Source organism: Microbacterium sp. Leaf436, assembly GCF_001424715.1.
Taxonomy (GTDB): Bacteria; Actinomycetota; Actinomycetes; order Actinomycetales; family Microbacteriaceae; genus Microbacterium.
This window is the reverse complement of sequence record NZ_LMRB01000003.1, coordinates 594944-610670: the sequence shown is the minus strand read 5'-3', so window position 1 is coordinate 610670 and position 15727 is coordinate 594944. Positions and strand designations below refer to the sequence as shown.

Genomic DNA, 15727 nt, shown 5'->3' with positions numbered 1-15727 from the left:
GGAACAGAAAAGGCCCCGGGGATGAACCCGGGGCCTTCGTCGTTCTGTGCGCGAGGGGGGACTTGAACCCCCACGCCCGTTAAAGGGCACTAGCACCTCAAGCTAGCGCGTCTACCTATTCCGCCACCCGCGCATTGGGTGTTTCGTCGCTTTCGCAACGAGGAACGACATTACCATGCTCCCGACCCCGCCTCGAACCGGGGCGACGCCCCGGGCGCGTCTCACGATGACACGCGACGGGAGGGGTCGCGCTCCCCGGGTACCGTAGAGCGCATGTCCGAGCTCGAAACCGACGTGCCCGAGGTCGCCCGCATCGCGTCCGACCTGATCCGGTTCGACACCTCGAACTACGGCGGGGGTCGTGCCGAGGGGGAGCGCGAGGCCGCCGAGTACGTCGGCGCCTACCTCGAAGCGCTGGGCCTCGACGTCGAGTACTACGAGCCGGTCGAGCGCCGCACCAACGTCTGCGCGCGCATCCCGGGCCGCAACCGCGACAAGCCCGCCCTGATCCTGCACGGCCACCTCGACGTCGTGCCGGCCGTCGCCGCCGACTGGAGCGTCGACCCGTTCGCGGGCGAGATCCGCGACGGGGTGCTCTGGGGCCGCGGCGCCGTCGACATGAAGGACATGGATGCCATGATCCTCACCGCCGTCGCCGACGTGCTGCGCGCGGGGGACCAGCCCGAGCGCGACATCATCGTGACCTTCTTCGCCGACGAGGAGAACGGGGGCGTCGAGGGCTCGGCGCGCGTGGTGAAGGACCGCCCCGAGTGGTTCGCCGGCGCGACCGAGGCCATCAGCGAGGTCGGCGGCTACTCGATCGCCGTCGGCGACCGCCGGGCGTACCTGTTGCAGGTGGGCGAGAAGGGCCTCATCTGGATCAAGCTCGTCGCCCGCGGCCGCGCCGGCCACGGCAGCGGTCTGCATTCCGACAACGCCGTGACGGCCCTCGCCGAGGCCGTGGCGGCCCTCGGGCGCACGCAATGGCCCATCCGGCTCACCGACACCACCACGCAGCTGCTGGCGGGACTCGCCGAGATCACGGGTGACGACGCGGGCGATCCGGATGCTCTCGCTCTGCGCACCGGCGCCGCATCCAGCTTCATCCGCTCCACGCTTCGCACCACCACGAACCCCACGGGTCTCACCGCCGGGTACAAGCACAACGTGATCCCCGACCGCGCCGAGGCCCTGATCGACGTCCGCGTGCTGCCGGGCACCGAAGAGGCCGCCCTCGTCGACATCCGCCGCATCGTCGGCCCGCACGTCGACATCGAGATCGTGCACCAGGACATCGGCCTCGAGGTGCCGTTCTCGGGCGACCTCGTCGACGCCATGATCGAACAGCTCGGTCGTCACGACCCGGGCGTGCCGGTCGTTCCCTACCTGATGGGCGGAGGCACCGACAACAAGGCGCTGTCGACCCTCGGCATCGCCGGCTACGGATTCGCACCGCTGCGACTCCCCGCCGATCTCGACTTCACCGGGATGTTCCACGGTGTCGACGAGCGCGTCCCCGTCGACGCGCTCGAGTTCGGTCGACGAGTTCTCGCCGACCTCCTCCGGACGTACTGAAGGACCGCATGCATATTCTCGAGGTCATCATCCTCGGGCTCGTTCAGGGCCTGACCGAGTTCCTCCCCATCTCCTCCAGCGCGCACCTGCGCATCGTGGGCGAGTTCCTGCCGTCGCGCGTCGACCCGGGCGCGACCTTCACCGCGATCACGCAGATCGGCACCGAGCTCGCCGTCCTGATCTACTTCCGCAAGAAGATCGGTCGGGTCCTCTCGCGCTGGTTCGGCTCGCTGACCGGCCGGGTTCCGCGCAGCGACCCCGACGCCCGCATGGGCTGGCTCGTGATCATCGGCACCATCCCGATCGCGGCAGCGGGCTTCCTGCTGCAGAGCCTCATCCGCGACAACTTCCGGAGCCTGTGGATCACCGCGATCGTGCTGATCGTGTTCGGAGTCCTGCTCGGTCTCGCCGACCACTACGGCAAGCGCCGCCGCGAGCTCGACGACCTGACCTATCCGCATGGCATCGCGTACGGCTTCGCACAGGCGCTCGCGCTCGTCCCCGGCGTCTCGCGCTCGGGCGCGACCACGACGCTCGGTCGCGCCCTCGGCTACAAGCGCACCGCCGTGGCCGAGTACTCGTTCCTGCTCGCCGTGCCCGCCGTCTTCGCCAGTGGCTTCTACGAGCTGTACAAGAGCTTCGACGAGGGCACCGGTCCCTACAGCCTCGGTGAGACGGCCCTGGCCACGGTCATCGCGTTCGTCGTCGGCTACGTCGTGATCGCGTTCCTCATGCGCTACCTGCAGCGCGGCAGCTTCCTGCCGTTCGTGATCTACCGGGTGGCCCTCGGCATCCTGGTCATGGTGCTGCTGGCGCTCGGCGTGCTGCCGGCGTACTCGGCGATCACCGGCTGACGGGCCGCGCCCCGACGGGCCGGAACAACGGAAGGCGCCGTCCCCTCGGGGGGCGGCGCCTTCGTTCTGTGTTCAGCGACGCGGCGGGTCGTCTCGACCGGGCTTCGTGGGACCGTCGCCGCCATGGCGGAGGTAGCGCTCGAACTCCTGCGCGATCGCGTCGCCCGACGCCTCGGGGGAGTCCCACGTGTCGCGGGTCTGCTCGAGCTGGCGGATGTAGTCGCTCATCTCGTCGTCGTCGGCGGCGGCCGCGTCGATCGAGGCGACCCAGGCGCGCGCCTCGGTCTCGAGGTCGCCGCGGGGCACCGCGATGCCGCTGATGGTCTCGAGGCGTTCGAGCAGCGCCAGCGTGGCCTTGGGCGAGGGGGTGTGCCCGGCGACGTAGTGGGGGACGCTCGCCCAGAGGCTCGCGGTGGGGATGCCGACCGCCTCGGCGGCGTGGCCGATCGCGCTCAGGATGCCGACCGGACCCTCGTACAGGCTCTTCTCGAGGCCGAGCGACTGGCGGACGTTGTCGTTGTCGCTGCCGGCGAACACCGAGATGGGCCGCGTGTGGGGCACGTCCGACATCATCGAGCCGAGGGCCACGAAGCCGGTGACGTCCTCGCGCAGGGCGACGTCGATGAACTCGGCCGCGAAGGCCTGCCACGCGCGGGCGGGCTCGACGCCGACGAGCAGCCAGATCTCGGCCTCGTCGGAGCGCTCGACGGGCCGCAGCAGCGTCGCCTCGGGCCAGGTGAGCGTGCGCCGCCCCTCGGCATCCAATCCGATCTGCGGTCGCGTGTACTGGTAGTCGAAGTACAGCTCCGGGTCGACCGTGTGCACGACCTCGTACTCGACGTCGGCGCGCAGCATGGCGGCCGCCGCCGACGCGGCTTCTCCGGCGTCGTTCCAGCCGTCGAATGCGGCGACGATGATCCGGCGACCCAGTGCGTCCACACAACCTCCTCTGCCCCGTCGGGGCTGGGTTCCAGGATAGGCGCACGCGCGCGACGACGGCCGGACGTGCGGCGCGGGGCCGCGCGGGGCGCTGGATACGATGGAACGATGACTTCCCCCGCGCGTCCCGCGCCGTCCGCGGTCCTCTGGGACATGGACGGCACCCTCGTCGACACCGAGCCGTACTGGATGGCCGCCGAGACCCCGCTCGTGGAGCGCTTCGGCGGCACGTGGTCGCACGAGCAGGCGCTGGGCATGGTCGGCCTCGCGCTCGAGGACTCCGCCCGCCTGCTGCAGAACGCCGGCGTGCCGTGGGGCGTCGACGAGATCATCTCGTACCTCACCGACGAGGTGCTGCGGCAGCTCGCCGTCACGGGGGTGCCGTTCCGCCCGGGCGCGCGCGAGCTGCTCGCCGATCTTCGCGCCGAGGGCGTCCAGACGGCGCTCGTGACGATGTCGATGCGGCGCATGGCGCTCTCGGTCGTCGATCTGATCGACTTCCCCGCCTTCGACATCGTCGTCGCCGGCGACGACGTCGAGCGCCCCAAGCCCCACCCCGACCCGTACCTGCAGGCCGCCGCCGCGCTCGGCGTCGCCATCGTCGACACCGTCGCCATCGAAGACTCCCCGAACGGCCTGCGCTCGGCCATCGCCAGCGGCGCCGTGTCGCTCGGCGTCCCTCTCATGGTGCCGCTCGAGGGCGTCGGAGCGCACGCGCTCTGGCCGAGCCTCGAGGGCCGCACCACCGCCCACCTGCGCGCGCTCCACGCCGCGCACGTCCCGACCCGCCAGGAGAACCGATGAGCGAGACCCCCCACCTGAGCGGTCCGTTCCGCATCGGCGATCGTGTGCAGTTGACCGGCCCCAAGGGCCGCATGCACACGATCACGCTGCGCGAGGCGGGCGAGCTGCACACCCACAACGGCGTGCTCAAGCACGAGCTGCTCGTCGGCCAGCCCGACGGCAGCGTGGTCACGAACAGCTCCGACCATGACTACCTGGCCGTGCGCCCGCTGCTGCGCGATTTCGTGATGTCGATGCCGCGTGGCGCGGCGATCGTCTACCCGAAGGACGCGGCGCAGATCCTCGCGCAGGCCGACATCTTCCCCGGCGCCACCGTCGTCGAGGCCGGCGTCGGCTCCGGCGCCCTGTCGCTGTGGCTGCTACGCGCGATCGGGCCCGCGGGTCGGCTGCTCTCGTTCGAGCGTCGTGAGGAGTTCGCCGAGGTCGCCCGCGCGAACGTCGCGACCTTCCACGGCGAGCTCCCCCCGACGTGGGACGTCATCGTCGGGGACCTCGTCGAGAGCCTTCCGGATGCCATGGCCCCGGCATCCGTCGACCGCATCGTGCTCGATATGCTCGCGCCCTGGGAGTGCATCGACGCCGCCGCCGACGCCCTCACCCCCGGCGGTGTGGTGCTGTGCTACATCGCCACCGCGACGCAGCTGAGCCGTGTTGCCGAGTACATCCGTGCCACGGGTCTGTTCACCGAACCGGATGCCAGCGAGACGATGGTGCGCGGGTGGCACGTCGAGGGCCTCGCCGTGCGCCCCGACCACCGCATGATCGCGCACACGGGGTTCCTCATCACGGCCCGCCGTCTCGCGCCGGGCGCCGTCCCGCCCGAGGTCAAGCGCCGCGCGTCGAAGTCGAGCTACGGCGATGAAGACGTGGAGCTGTGGACCCCGGGAGCCGTCGGCGACCGCGAGATCACCGACAAGAATCTGCGCAAGCGCGTGCGCGAAGCGCAGAAGTCCGCCGAAGGTGTGCGGCAGTCCGTCGCGGGCGCGGCGGAGGAGTCGGGCCCGAGCGCCTAAACTGATCCGGTGCGCAGACTTCCCGCTCTCGTGGCCGTGACCGCTCTGGCCGGATTCGGCCTCGTCGGATGCTCGGCGACCGCCGCGTCCTCCTGCCCGACCCCCACCGACAGCTCGATCGCCTCGGTGGTCGAGGCGACCGGTGACTTCGGTACGACGCCCACGGTGACCGTGCGATCGCCGTTCATCCCGTCGCAGGCGGGCACGCAGACGCTCATCGAGGGGAACGGCACGCGCATCACGACCGACGATCAGCTCTCGCTGATCGACGTCACCGTGCTCGACGCCGCCACCGGCGAGCAGGTGGGGGCGACGAAGTACAGCTCCGACCTCACCACCGCCACCCCGATCACGCGCCTCACGCAGGCGGTGCCCGCCGTCGCCCCGCTGCTGAAGTGCGTGACCGAGGGCTCGCGCGTCGCGGTCGCCCTCCCGGGCGACCAGGTCGGTGCGCAGGGCGCCCAGGGCTTCGGTCTGGGCGAGGGCGACGGCGCGATCTTCGTGTTCGACGTGCGCAAGGTGTTCCTGCCCGCCGCAGACGGCGCCGACCAGTACAACGCCGAGTCCGGCATGCCCTCGGTCGTGCGCGCGCCCGACGGACAGCCCGGCATCGTGACCCCCGCGGGCGACGCCCCCACCGAGGTGCGTTCGCAGACCATCATGAAGGGCGACGGCGACGCGCTGACCGCCGACTCCTCGGTGGTCATCCACGTGCAGGGCGTGGCGTGGGGCGCCAAGACGACGTTCGCCTCCACCTGGAAGAACGGCGCGCCCGGCCAGGCCAAGGTGTCTGCTCTGCCGCCGGCTCTCGCCTCGGCCCTCGAGGGGCAGACCGTCGGTTCGCAGGTTCTCGTCGTCGTCCCCGCCGACCAGACCGAGCAGGACCAGCAGATCCTCCAGGCTCCGGCCGACACCGCCCTGGTGTACGTCGTGGACATCCTCGGCACCGTCGGCTGACCCGCCCCGACGCCTAGGATGGGCGGGTGCCCGCCACCCCGTCCAGAAGTGCTCCCGAGGAGCGCCTGGTGAACCTCGTCGTCGCCCTCATGGCGACCGAGCAGGGGCTGACCAAAGACACCATCCTCTCCTCGGTCGCGGGCTACCGCGAGCAGCTCGAGGCGGGCGCGTCGAAGGATGCGCTCGAGAAGATGTTCGAGCGCGACAAAGAGAACCTGCGCGGGCTCGGTGTGCCGATCGAGACGATCGGCAACCGCTCCGACCCCGACGATCTGCGCGAGGCGCGCTATCGCGTGCCGACCGCCGAGTACGAGCTGCCCGACGACATCTCGTTCAGCCCGGCCGAGGTGGCGCTGCTGAACATCGCCGGAGGCGTGTGGGGGAGTGAGTCGCTCTCGGTCGACGCCCGCAGTGGTCTGCGCAAGATCCGCGCGCTCGGCATCGCCGTCGACGAGCCGATCATCGGGTACGCGCCCCGCATCCGGGTGCGCGACGCCTCGTTCGCGACCCTGCAGCGGGCGATCGAGCAGTCGCGGGTCGTGACGTTCACCTACCTGCGTCCGGGCGAGGCGCGTCCGCGCGAGCGGCGCATCCGTCCGTTCGCCCTCGTCGAGTACGAGGCGCGGTGGCACGTCTACGGGTTCGACCAGAACGTGCAGGCCGACCGCACGTTCCTCTTGGCCCGCATCGTCGGCGACGTCACCGTCGCGCGCGAGAAGTTCCCGGCCGACCTGCGAGACGGCGCCGGAGAGCGTGCGCTGGCGGGCCTGCGGGCTGTCGCCGCGCGTCAGCGGGCCCTGCTCGAGGTGCACCCCGGAACCGAAGCCGCCCTGCGGCTGGCGCGCCGCGCCGACGCGGCGCCGCAGGGCATCCTCGTGCCGTACGTCGACCTGCACGTGTTCGCCGACGAGCTCGCCTCGTACGGTCCCGAGGTGCGCGTCGTCGCCCCCGACGACCTGCGCGTCGAGGTCATCCGTCGCCTCGAGGCGACGCTGGCCCTGCACGGAGGTGCCGCGTGAGCACCGATCGGCCCATCGCCGCCCTCGACCGCGCGGCTCTGCTGCTGCAGCTGGTGCCCTACCTGCTCGGCAAGGGCGAGGTCTCGGTGGCCGAGGCCGCAGCCGACTTCGACGTCGCCCCCGGGCAGATGCGCGCGATGGTGGAGCGCCTCACCGTCATCGGCCTTCCCGGCGAGCAGGGGTACTGGCAGTTGCCGCACGACCTCTTCGACATCGACTGGGACCTGCTCGACCGCGAAGACGTGATCGCGATCACCAACACCGTGGGACTTGAACGCTCGCCTAGGCTGACCGCGCGCGAGGCCGCGGCTCTGCTGGCGGGTCTGCAACTCGCTCGGAGTCTGCCGGGCGTCGGCGACAACGACCTCGTCTCGGGGCTGCTCTCCAAGCTCGCTCGCGGTGCCGCCGCGGCGCCGCCCGCCGTCATCGTCGCGCCCGGGCCCGTCGACGGGGTGCGCGACGTCGTCGACGAGGCGCTCCGCGCCCGCGTGGCGGTCACGTTCACGTACCGCGCGCCCGGCGCCGGTCCCACCACGCGCACCGTCGACCCCATCAAGGTGCACATCGCCAACGACCAGTGGTACCTGCAGGGCTGGTGCCACCTGCGCCAAGCCGTGCGCACGTTCCACCTCGACCGCGTGAGCGACCCCACCCTCACCGACATCCCGGCCGTGCACGGCGGCGATCCGGTTCCCGACCTGTTCGCCCCGGCCGACGACGAGGTGGTGGCCCGGTTCCGCTTTCCCCGCGCGGTGGCGCCGTTGCTGGCCGACTACCTCGAGCGCGCCGACATCGACGACTCCGACGGGGTCACCTCGGTGGCCTCGCTCCATCTCGCCGACGAGCAGAGCCTGAAGCGCCTCGCAGCCCGGCGCGGCGGCGAGGTCGAGCTGCTCGAACCGGCCGGCGCCCGCCACGCGGCGGCGGCGTGGGCGGCGGCGGGGTTGGCGCAGTATCGCGCGGAGCCCTGAGCGCCTGCCCGCACGGCCCTCCGCGATGACGAGGAGCCGCTGGCCGGCCCGATCACCGCGCCTGAGCGTCCGCACCGAGTCGTCGCGCCCGTGGGCCTGTCCGGTCCGCGGCGGAAACCGCGGGTTAGACTGATGTCCACGCCCGAACAAGACGAGGAGTCCTCATGTTTCAGGGATTGACCGGATGGCACCTGCTGATCGTCTTGGCCGTCATCCTTCTGCTGTTCGGCGCCGCCAAGCTCCCCGCCCTCGCGAAGAGCGTCGGCCAGTCGGCTCGCGTGTTCAAGAGCGAGATGAAAGAGATGAAGCGCGACGACGAGGTCGCGGCTCCCACTCCCGAGACGCCGCGCGCCACCGAGACCGGCACCGCTTCGACCGCCGCCCCCGAGCCGCGCAGGTCGAACGACCCCACGATCTAAGTCGTGGTGACGGCAGGCCCGCCGCGCATCGACCTCCCCGAGGGGCCGCGGCGCGATAAGCGCATGTCCATCGGCGCGCATCTCGTCGAGCTGCGCAAGCGTCTGATGATCGCGGCTGCCGCCCTCGTGGTGGGCATGGTGGTGGCCTTCATCATCACCGACCCGATCATCCACCTCATCACCGAGCCGATCCGTGCGATCGCGGAGCGCCGCGGCGACGACTTCTCGGCGCTCAACTTCACCTCGGTGACCTCGGCGTTCGACCTGCGCATGCGCATCGCGTTCTCGATCGGCATCTTCCTGTCGGCGCCGGTGTGGCTGTGGCAGATCTGGGCGTTCATCATGCCCGGACTCACGCGCAAAGAGGTGCGCTACACGGTCGGGTTCGTGGCATCCGCCGTCCCGCTGTTCTTCGTGGGCTGCTGGGTGGGGCTCCTGATCGTGCCGCACGTGATCGAGCTCATGTGGGGCTTCACTCCCGAAGGCGGCGTCAACTTCTACAACGCCACCGATTACTACGACTTCGTCTTCAAGCTCATGATCGTGGTGGGCGTGGCGTTCGTGCTGCCGGTGTTCCTGGTCGCGCTGAACGTCGCCGGCATCATGAGCGGCAAGGCGATCCTGAAGGGCTGGCGGGTCGCGATCCTCATCGCCACCCTGTTCTCTGCCCTCGCCACCCCCGCGGCCGACATCATCAGCATGCTCATGCTGGCCGCCATCCTCACCGTGCTGTTCTTCGCCGCCGCCGGGGTGTCGATGCTGTTCGATCGCCGCAAGGCGCGTCGCGCGGCCGCGGCCGCAACGCCGTCGGGGCCCATCGCGTGAGCGCTCCGAGTCCGGCCGAGCGTTTCGCGCGCGCCAGCGCCCGTTCGACGCACCCGCACACGGCCGACTTCGCCGAGATGCAGCGGTTCGAGCTCGACGACTTCCAGATCGCCGGATGCCACGCCCTCGAAGACGGGCGGAGCGTGCTGGTGGCGGCCCCCACCGGCGCCGGAAAGACCATCGTCGGCGAGTTCGCCATCCACCTCGCGACGTCGGAGCCCGGGGACAAGGCGTTCTACACCACGCCGATCAAGGCGTTGTCGAACCAGAAGTTCCACGAGCTGCAAGAGATCTACGGCGACGACGAGGTGGGCCTGCTCACCGGCGACACGAACATCAATTCCTCGGCGCGCATCGTCGTCATGACGACCGAGGTGCTGCGCAACATGCTGTACGCCGATTCGCCGGCCCTGCGTGGCCTGCGCTTCGTCGTCATGGACGAGGTGCACTACCTCGCCGACCGCTTCCGCGGCGCGGTGTGGGAAGAAGTCATCATCCACCTGCCGTCGTCGGTCAAACTCGTGTCGCTGTCGGCGACCGTGTCGAATGCCGAGGAGTTCGGCGACTGGCTCGACACCGTGCGCGGCGACACCGAGGTGATCGTGTCGGAGACCCGGCCCGTGCCCCTCGAGCAGCACGTGCTCGTGCGCGGCGATCTGCTGCCGCTGTTCGACGACCGGGCGGGAGTCGCCACCGCCCAGGTGAACCAGGAGCTGCTGCGCATTCGCGGGGGCAACTCCGGGGGATACGAGAACAACCGGCGCGCGCAGGAGTACCGCTCGGCCCGCCACGCCGGAGGTCCGCGCCACGCGGGCCAGCGCCGCGCCGGGCACAAGCCGACCCGTGCGGCGCAGGGGCCGCGCATCGAGCGCATCGACCGTCCCGAGGTCGTGGAGCTGCTGCAGCGCAACCACCTGCTGCCGGCGATCTTCTTCATCTTCAGCCGCGCCGGCTGCGACGCCGCCGTGCAGCAGCTGCGGCGAGCGAACGTGCGGCTGACCTCGGCCGAGGAGCGCGTCGAGATCCGCCAGATCGTCGACGAGCTGACTTTCACACTGAAGGACGAGGACCTCGCCGTCCTGCACTTCTGGGAGTGGCGCGACAACCTCGAGCGCGGCATGGCCTCGCACCACGCGGGCCTGCTGCCGGCGTTCAAAGAGGTCGTCGAGGAGCTGTTCCGTCGCAAGCTCGTCAAGGTCGTCTTCGCGACCGAGACGCTGGCGCTCGGCATCAACATGCCGGCGCGCACGGTCGTGCTCGAGAAGCTCGAGAAGTTCAACGGCGAAGCTCGTGTGGCCATCACGTCGGGGGAGTACACGCAGCTGACCGGTCGCGCCGGCCGCCGCGGCATCGACGTCGAGGGCCACGCGGTGGTGCAGTTCACCGAGGGCCTCGACCCGCAGTCGGTCGCGGCGCTGGCCTCGCGCCGCACCTATCCGCTGAACTCGAGCTTCCGGCCCACGTACAACATGGCCGTCAACCTCATCGACCAGTTCGGTCGGGCCCGGGCCCGCGAGGTGCTCGAGTCGTCGTTCGCGCAGTTCCAGGCCGACCGCTCGGTCGTCGGTCTCGCGCGTCAGGTGAAGGATGCCGAGGAGTCGCTCTCGGGCTACGAGCAGGCGATGACGTGCGACCGCGGGGACTTCCGCGAGTACTCCACGATTCGCCGCGAACTCAGCGATCTCGAGAAGATCAACCGGCGCGACGCCACGGCGCCCCGTCGCCTGCGCGACGAGCGGCAGGAGCAGATCCAGTCGCTGCGCCGGCGCATGCAGCGGCACCCCTGCCAGTCGTGCCCCGATCGCGAGGCCCACGCCCGGTGGGCGGAGCGGTATTGGAAGCTCAAGCGCACCACCGACAAGACCCGGCAGCAGATCGATCAGCGCACCGGCAACGTCGCGCGCGTCTTCGACCGGGTCGTCGAGGTGCTCGCCGCCCTGGAGTACGTCGCGATCGAAGACGACGGTGCCACGGTGCTGACCCCCGCGGGTCGCACGATGCGCCGCATCTACGGTGAGCGCGACCTGCTCGTGGCCGAGTCGCTGCGCCAGCGCCTGTGGGACGGACTCGATGCTCCGTCCCTCGCCGCCCTCGCCTGCTGCCTCGTGTACGAACCGCGCCGCGACGAGGCCGGGCCGGGCGAGCGGGGTCTGCCGCGCGGCGCGTTCCGCGGGGCGCTCGATGCCACGCAGACCCTCTGGCAGGAGCTCGACGACCTCGAGCGCGACCACCGCCTGCCGGGCTCGGCGGAACCCGCCTCCGGCCTGGCCCCCGCCATGCACGCCTGGGCGAAGGGTCTGCCGCTCGACAGCGTGCTCACCCTCGCCGACATGGCCGCGGGCGACTTCGTCCGCTGGGTCAAGCAGACGATCGACCTGCTCGACCAGATCTCGCTCGTCGCCGAACCGAAGCTCGCGTCGACCGCGCGCACGGCGTTGGATTCCGTGCGGCGCGGCATCGTCGCGTACACGTCCGCGTGAGCGCCGTGTCGACGCGCCGTCCGCGCGCGCGCCTCGCCGAGCCCGCCCCGCCGGTGCTGCGTCTGGCGTTCGCGGCGCCGCTCTCGGTCGTGGCGGGTCTGCTGCTGGTCACCGCGTTCCCCGCGTTGGCGTGGTGGCCGATGGCACTGCCCGCCGTGGTGCTCGCGCTCGTCGTCCTCGCCGGTCGGGGCATCTGGTCGTCGCTGCTCGTGGGGTTCCTGTTCGGGGCGGCCTTCTTCTCGGTCAACCTGCTCTTCACGGCGCGCTACCTGGGACCCATCCCGTGGATCGCGCTGTCTGTGCTCGAAGCGCTGCTCACCGCGGTGTTCGCCATCCCCATCGCGCTGGCCTATCGATGGATGCCGCGGCTGGCGCCGGGAACGCTCGGACGGCTCGTGCTGCTGCCGGCCCTCGTCGCGGGGCTGTGGACGTTGCGCGAGCAGATCGTCGGCTCGTGGCCGTACGGCGGCTTCCCCTGGGGACGTATCGGCGTCTCGCAGGTGAACGGGCCCTTCGCCGAGGTGGCGTCGTGGGTCGGCATGTCGGGGCTGACGTTCCTCGTCGTGCTGCTGTGCGCCATGGCGATCGAGTTCGTGCGCACCGGGCGGTTCCGCCGTCTCGCGCGTGCCGTGCCGGCCGCGCTCGTGCTGATCGTGCTCGTGGCGCTGCCGCAGTTCCCGACCACCGACGCGGGCTCGCTGCGCGTGGGAGCGGCGCAGGGCAACGGTCCCGCCGGCTACTTCGACCAGCGCTCCCGCAACGCCGTGCTGAACGCGCAGCTGGCGGCATCCGCTCCGCTTCTCGGGCAGGACATGGACGTGCTGCTCTGGCCCGAGGGTGGCGTCGACTCCGACCCGACCGCCTCGCGACCGACCGCCGCCGTGCTCGACGAGCTGTCGCGCCGGGTCGACGCGCCGCTGCTCGTCTCGGCGGTGACCGAGCGCGGGCCCGACCTGTTCAATTCCGCGCTGCTGTGGACCCCCGACGGCGGGGCGATCGCCACGTACGACAAACGGCATCCGGTGCCGTTCGGCGAGTACGTGCCCGACCGGGCGTTCTGGGAGCCGTTCGCTCCCGACCTGATCGGTCTGATCGGGCGCGAGTACACCCCCGGAACGGCGAGCCCGCTCTTCGACCTGAACGGTGTCGGCATGGGCCTTGCCATCTGCTTCGACGTGATCTACGACGACGTGGTGTGGGACGGCGCGGCCGCGGGGGCGCAGATCTACATGTTCCAGACCAACAACGCCGACTTCCGCGGCACCGACGAGAACCTGCAGCAGCTCGCCTTCGCGCGCATGCGGGCGATCGAGACCGGTCGTTCGGTGGTGAACCTCTCGACCGTGGGCACGAGCCAGGTCATCGCACCCGACGGGGCCACCCTCGACGAGCTGCCCGTCGACGTCGCGGGGCACATGCTCACCGACGTGCCGCTGCGCACCGGTCTCACCCCCGCGACGGTCATCGGACCCGCGGTCAAGATCGTGGTGGGCGGGGGGAGCCTCGTCGCTCTGCTGGCGGCCGGTGTGCTCGTCGCGGTGCGGTCCCGCGCCACGAAGAAGACGCCGACCCCCGAAGGGGCCGGCGTCTGAATCCGTTTCTCAGCGTCAGGCGCTGAGCTTCTCGTTCCCGGCGCCACGGCGGGCGCGGACGAAGGCGAGACGCTCTTCGAGCAGCTCTTCGAGCTCGGGGAGGGTGCGACGCTCCAGGAGCATGTCCCAGTGCGTACGGGCGGCCTTGTCGCCGCTGTGGTCGACGGTCGCGATGCCGTCACCGATGCGCAGCAGCGCTTCGGCGCCGCACGTGCGGCACTCCCAGGACTCCGGAACCTCGGCGTCTGCAGCGAACGTCAGGACGGTGTCGCGTCCGCAGGTGCTGCAGTTGTACGTGTGTTGTGCACGGTCGTGAAACACGACGCCGTCTTCGCTCTGGAGGCTTTGGGCGCCGAGTCGGATGCCGCGGAGACTGCGGTCTGCCATTGTGTGGTCCTCTCGTCGGTCCCCATGTATAACGCTCGCACCTGTGCGCTTTATTCGAACGGCGGGCCCGCGGCCGGGTTTCACAGAGAATGCTCAGTCAGCTGGAGTTCACCGTTCGTTCACCAGGGTCAGAGCCAGGTCGGCGCGGTCGGTGACCAGCCCGTCGACGCCCAGGTCGAGCAGGCGGTGCATGTCGGCGGATTCGTTGACCGTCCACACGTGCACCTCGACGCCGCCGGCGTGCGCGTCGCGGACGAAGCCCGGGGTCACGACCGGGATCACCCCGTGCCGCTCGGGCACCTGCAGCGCATCGAGGTCGGCGAGCAGCTCCCGCACACGCCGGCGCTGGCCCAGCACGCGCGCCGCCAGCAGGCGGGCGATGGTCGCCGATCCGGGGGAGGTGGCCGGGCGGCGGGTCGCCCCCGCGCGGCGGGCCGCCTCGAGGGCGGTGCGACGGCGATCGTCGGAGAAGCTCGTGACGAGCACCCGCTCGGCGTGCGGCGCGATGAGCCGCCCGACCGGTTCGGCCGCGGCGGTGGCCTTGACGTCGAGGTTGAAGCGCACGTCGGGGAAGGCGTCGAGCGCCTGGGCGAGGGTGATGAGGCCGCCGCGGTCCGACATGAGCTCCGCCAGCTCGTGCACGCGGACATCGGCGATCGCCCGAGGGTCTTCGGCGACGCGTCGCAGGTCGTCGTCGTGGAACAGCACGACGGTGCCGTCGGCGGTGAGGTGGCAGTCCGATTCGACATAGACGGCGCCGGCGGCGTGCGCCGCGGCCACCGCGGCGAACGAGTTGTCGACCAGCCCGTTCGCGACGGCATCCGGGGTGACGAGCCCCCGGTGCGCCAGCACACGCGGTCCCTCCGGTGAGAGGTAGGGATGCCGGGCGGCGGGCGATGCGGTCATGTCAGGGCCTCCGGGCCAGAACGTAGCACGCGCGTACGACACGCCCGTGCCCGTGGACAGGGGCTGTTCGCGGCGTCGTGGAGGCGTCCGTGGCCGTCGTGAGGAGCGGCGCGGCTGCGGCCCGGCGCCGGTGGCGGTGGGCGGGGGATCGGTAGGCTGGGAGGGGCTCCGAGTGTCCCCCCGCTCGCGGTCCCCCTTTTTCGAATCGTCAGGAGAATCCGTGTCTCAGACCCTTCCGTCCGGCTCCCTGAGCGGCAAGACCGCGCTCGTCACCGGCTCGTCGCGCGGCATCGGCGCCGACACCGTGAAGTACTTCGCCGAGGCCGGCGCGAACGTCGTCATCAACTTTCGCAACAAGGCGCCGCGCGCCGAGAAGCTGGCGTCGCAGCTGCGTGAGCTGGGCGTCGAGGCGCTCGTCGTGGGCGCCGACCTCACCGACCCCGCGTCGGTGAAGGCGATGTTCGACGAGGTCGAGCGCACGTTCGGAGGCCTCGACGTGCTCGTGCTCAACGCCTCGGGCGGCATGGAGTCCGGCATGGCCGAGGACTACGCGCTGCTGCTCAACCGCGACGCGCAGGTCTCCGTGCTCGAAACCGCGCTGCCGTTGCTCAAGGCCGACGCGCGCGTGGTGTTCGTGACCAGTCACCAGGCGCACTTCATCCGCACCACCCCGACCATGCCCGAGTACGAGCCGGTCGCGCTGTCGAAGCGGGCCGGCGAAGACGCGCTGCGTGAGAAGATCCCCGCTCTCGAGGAGCGCGGCATCGGCTTCACCGTCGTCTCGGGCGACATGATCGAAGGCACCATCACGGCCACCCTGCTCGAGCGCGCCAACCCCGGCGCGATCGCCGCCCGCCGCGACGACGCCGGCAAGCTGTACAACGTGTCGGAGTTCGCGGCCGAGGTCGCCCGTGCGGCCCTCGACCCGGTTCCCGCCGACAACACCCGTCTCGTGGGCGACACGGGTTCGTTCGGAGGCGAGTGAG

Annotated in this window: 15 protein-coding genes and 1 tRNA gene; 12 read left to right on the top strand and 4 right to left on the bottom strand. The window is 71.0% G+C overall.

Going from position 1 to position 15727, the window contains the following annotated elements; all coding sequences use genetic code 11:
• Window positions 1-47: 47 nt before the first annotated feature.
• Window positions 48-133, bottom strand: a tRNA-Leu gene (locus ASG45_RS11810).
• A 140-nt stretch (window positions 134-273) separates the two neighbouring features.
• Between ASG45_RS11810 and ASG45_RS11805 the strand changes: the two genes are divergently transcribed.
• Window positions 274-1575 (top strand): M20/M25/M40 family metallo-hydrolase, encoded by a 1302-nt coding sequence (locus tag ASG45_RS11805; RefSeq protein WP_055837562.1) that lies wholly within the window; start codon window positions 274-276, stop codon window positions 1573-1575.
• Between the two features lie 8 nt (window positions 1576-1583).
• Window positions 1584-2429, top strand: a complete 846-nt coding sequence (locus ASG45_RS11800; RefSeq protein ID WP_055837560.1) for an undecaprenyl-diphosphate phosphatase — start codon at window positions 1584-1586, stop codon at window positions 2427-2429.
• Between the two features lie 72 nt (window positions 2430-2501).
• Here the strand turns inward: ASG45_RS11800 and ASG45_RS11795 are convergent, their stop codons facing one another.
• Window positions 2502-3368 (bottom strand): PAC2 family protein, encoded by an 867-nt coding sequence (locus tag ASG45_RS11795; RefSeq protein ID WP_055837557.1) that lies wholly within the window; start codon window positions 3366-3368, stop codon window positions 2502-2504.
• 108 nt (window positions 3369-3476) lie between these two features.
• Between ASG45_RS11795 and ASG45_RS11790 the strand changes: the two genes are divergently transcribed.
• The 9 genes from ASG45_RS11790 (at window position 3477) to lnt (ending at window position 13448) form a co-directional block, all read left to right on the top strand.
• On the top strand, window positions 3477-4172 hold the full coding sequence (locus ASG45_RS11790) for an HAD family hydrolase (RefSeq protein ID WP_055837554.1): 696 nt from the start codon (window positions 3477-3479) through the stop codon (window positions 4170-4172).
• Window positions 4169-5185 (top strand): tRNA (adenine-N1)-methyltransferase, encoded by a 1017-nt coding sequence (locus ASG45_RS11785; protein WP_055837551.1) that lies wholly within the window; start codon window positions 4169-4171, stop codon window positions 5183-5185. The genes ASG45_RS11790 and ASG45_RS11785 overlap by 4 nt, the downstream gene beginning before the upstream one ends.
• Window positions 5186-5194: 9 nt before the next feature.
• The gene (locus ASG45_RS11780) at window positions 5195-6142 is read left to right on the top strand and encodes an FKBP-type peptidyl-prolyl cis-trans isomerase (protein ID WP_055837548.1); all 948 of its coding nucleotides are present in this window, start codon (window positions 5195-5197) and stop codon (window positions 6140-6142) included.
• A gap of 26 nt (window positions 6143-6168) precedes the next feature.
• Window positions 6169-7161, top strand: a complete 993-nt coding sequence (locus tag ASG45_RS11775; protein WP_055837545.1) for a helix-turn-helix transcriptional regulator — start codon at window positions 6169-6171, stop codon at window positions 7159-7161.
• Window positions 7158-8132, top strand: a complete 975-nt coding sequence (locus tag ASG45_RS11770; protein ID WP_055837542.1) for a helix-turn-helix transcriptional regulator — start codon at window positions 7158-7160, stop codon at window positions 8130-8132. Before ASG45_RS11775 ends, ASG45_RS11770 begins: the two co-directional genes overlap by 4 nt.
• 164 nt (window positions 8133-8296) lie before the next feature.
• Window positions 8297-8551, top strand: a complete 255-nt coding sequence (gene tatA / locus ASG45_RS11765) for a Sec-independent protein translocase subunit TatA (protein ID WP_055837538.1) — start codon at window positions 8297-8299, stop codon at window positions 8549-8551.
• 63 nt (window positions 8552-8614) lie between these two features.
• Window positions 8615-9376 (top strand): twin-arginine translocase subunit TatC, encoded by a 762-nt coding sequence (tatC, locus tag ASG45_RS11760; protein WP_055837953.1) that lies wholly within the window; start codon window positions 8615-8617, stop codon window positions 9374-9376.
• The gene (locus ASG45_RS11755) at window positions 9373-11856 is read left to right on the top strand and encodes a DEAD/DEAH box helicase (RefSeq protein ID WP_055837535.1); all 2484 of its coding nucleotides are present in this window, start codon (window positions 9373-9375) and stop codon (window positions 11854-11856) included. The genes tatC and ASG45_RS11755 overlap by 4 nt, the downstream gene beginning before the upstream one ends.
• Window positions 11853-13448 carry an apolipoprotein N-acyltransferase gene (gene lnt / locus ASG45_RS11750; protein ID WP_235561604.1) on the top strand — a complete coding sequence of 532 codons (1596 nt, stop codon included), beginning with the start codon at window positions 11853-11855 and terminating at the stop codon, window positions 13446-13448. The genes ASG45_RS11755 and lnt overlap by 4 nt, the downstream gene beginning before the upstream one ends.
• Before the next feature lie 15 nt (window positions 13449-13463).
• On the opposite strand, the gene ASG45_RS11745 is transcribed toward lnt, so the two are convergent.
• Entirely contained in the window at window positions 13464-13835 is a 372-nt protein-coding gene (locus tag ASG45_RS11745) for an RNA polymerase-binding protein RbpA (RefSeq protein ID WP_055837532.1), read from the bottom strand.
• Between the two features lie 108 nt (window positions 13836-13943).
• Window positions 13944-14741, bottom strand: coding sequence for a glycerophosphodiester phosphodiesterase family protein (locus tag ASG45_RS11740; RefSeq protein ID WP_055837529.1), 798 nt, complete (start codon window positions 14739-14741; stop codon window positions 13944-13946).
• A gap of 220 nt (window positions 14742-14961) precedes the next feature.
• Here ASG45_RS11740 and ASG45_RS11735 point away from each other — a divergent pair, with 220 nt between their 5' ends.
• Complete coding sequence (locus ASG45_RS11735; protein ID WP_055837526.1) at window positions 14962-15726, top strand: SDR family oxidoreductase; 765 nt, start codon at window positions 14962-14964, stop codon at window positions 15724-15726.
• Window position 15727: the final 1 nt, after the last annotated feature.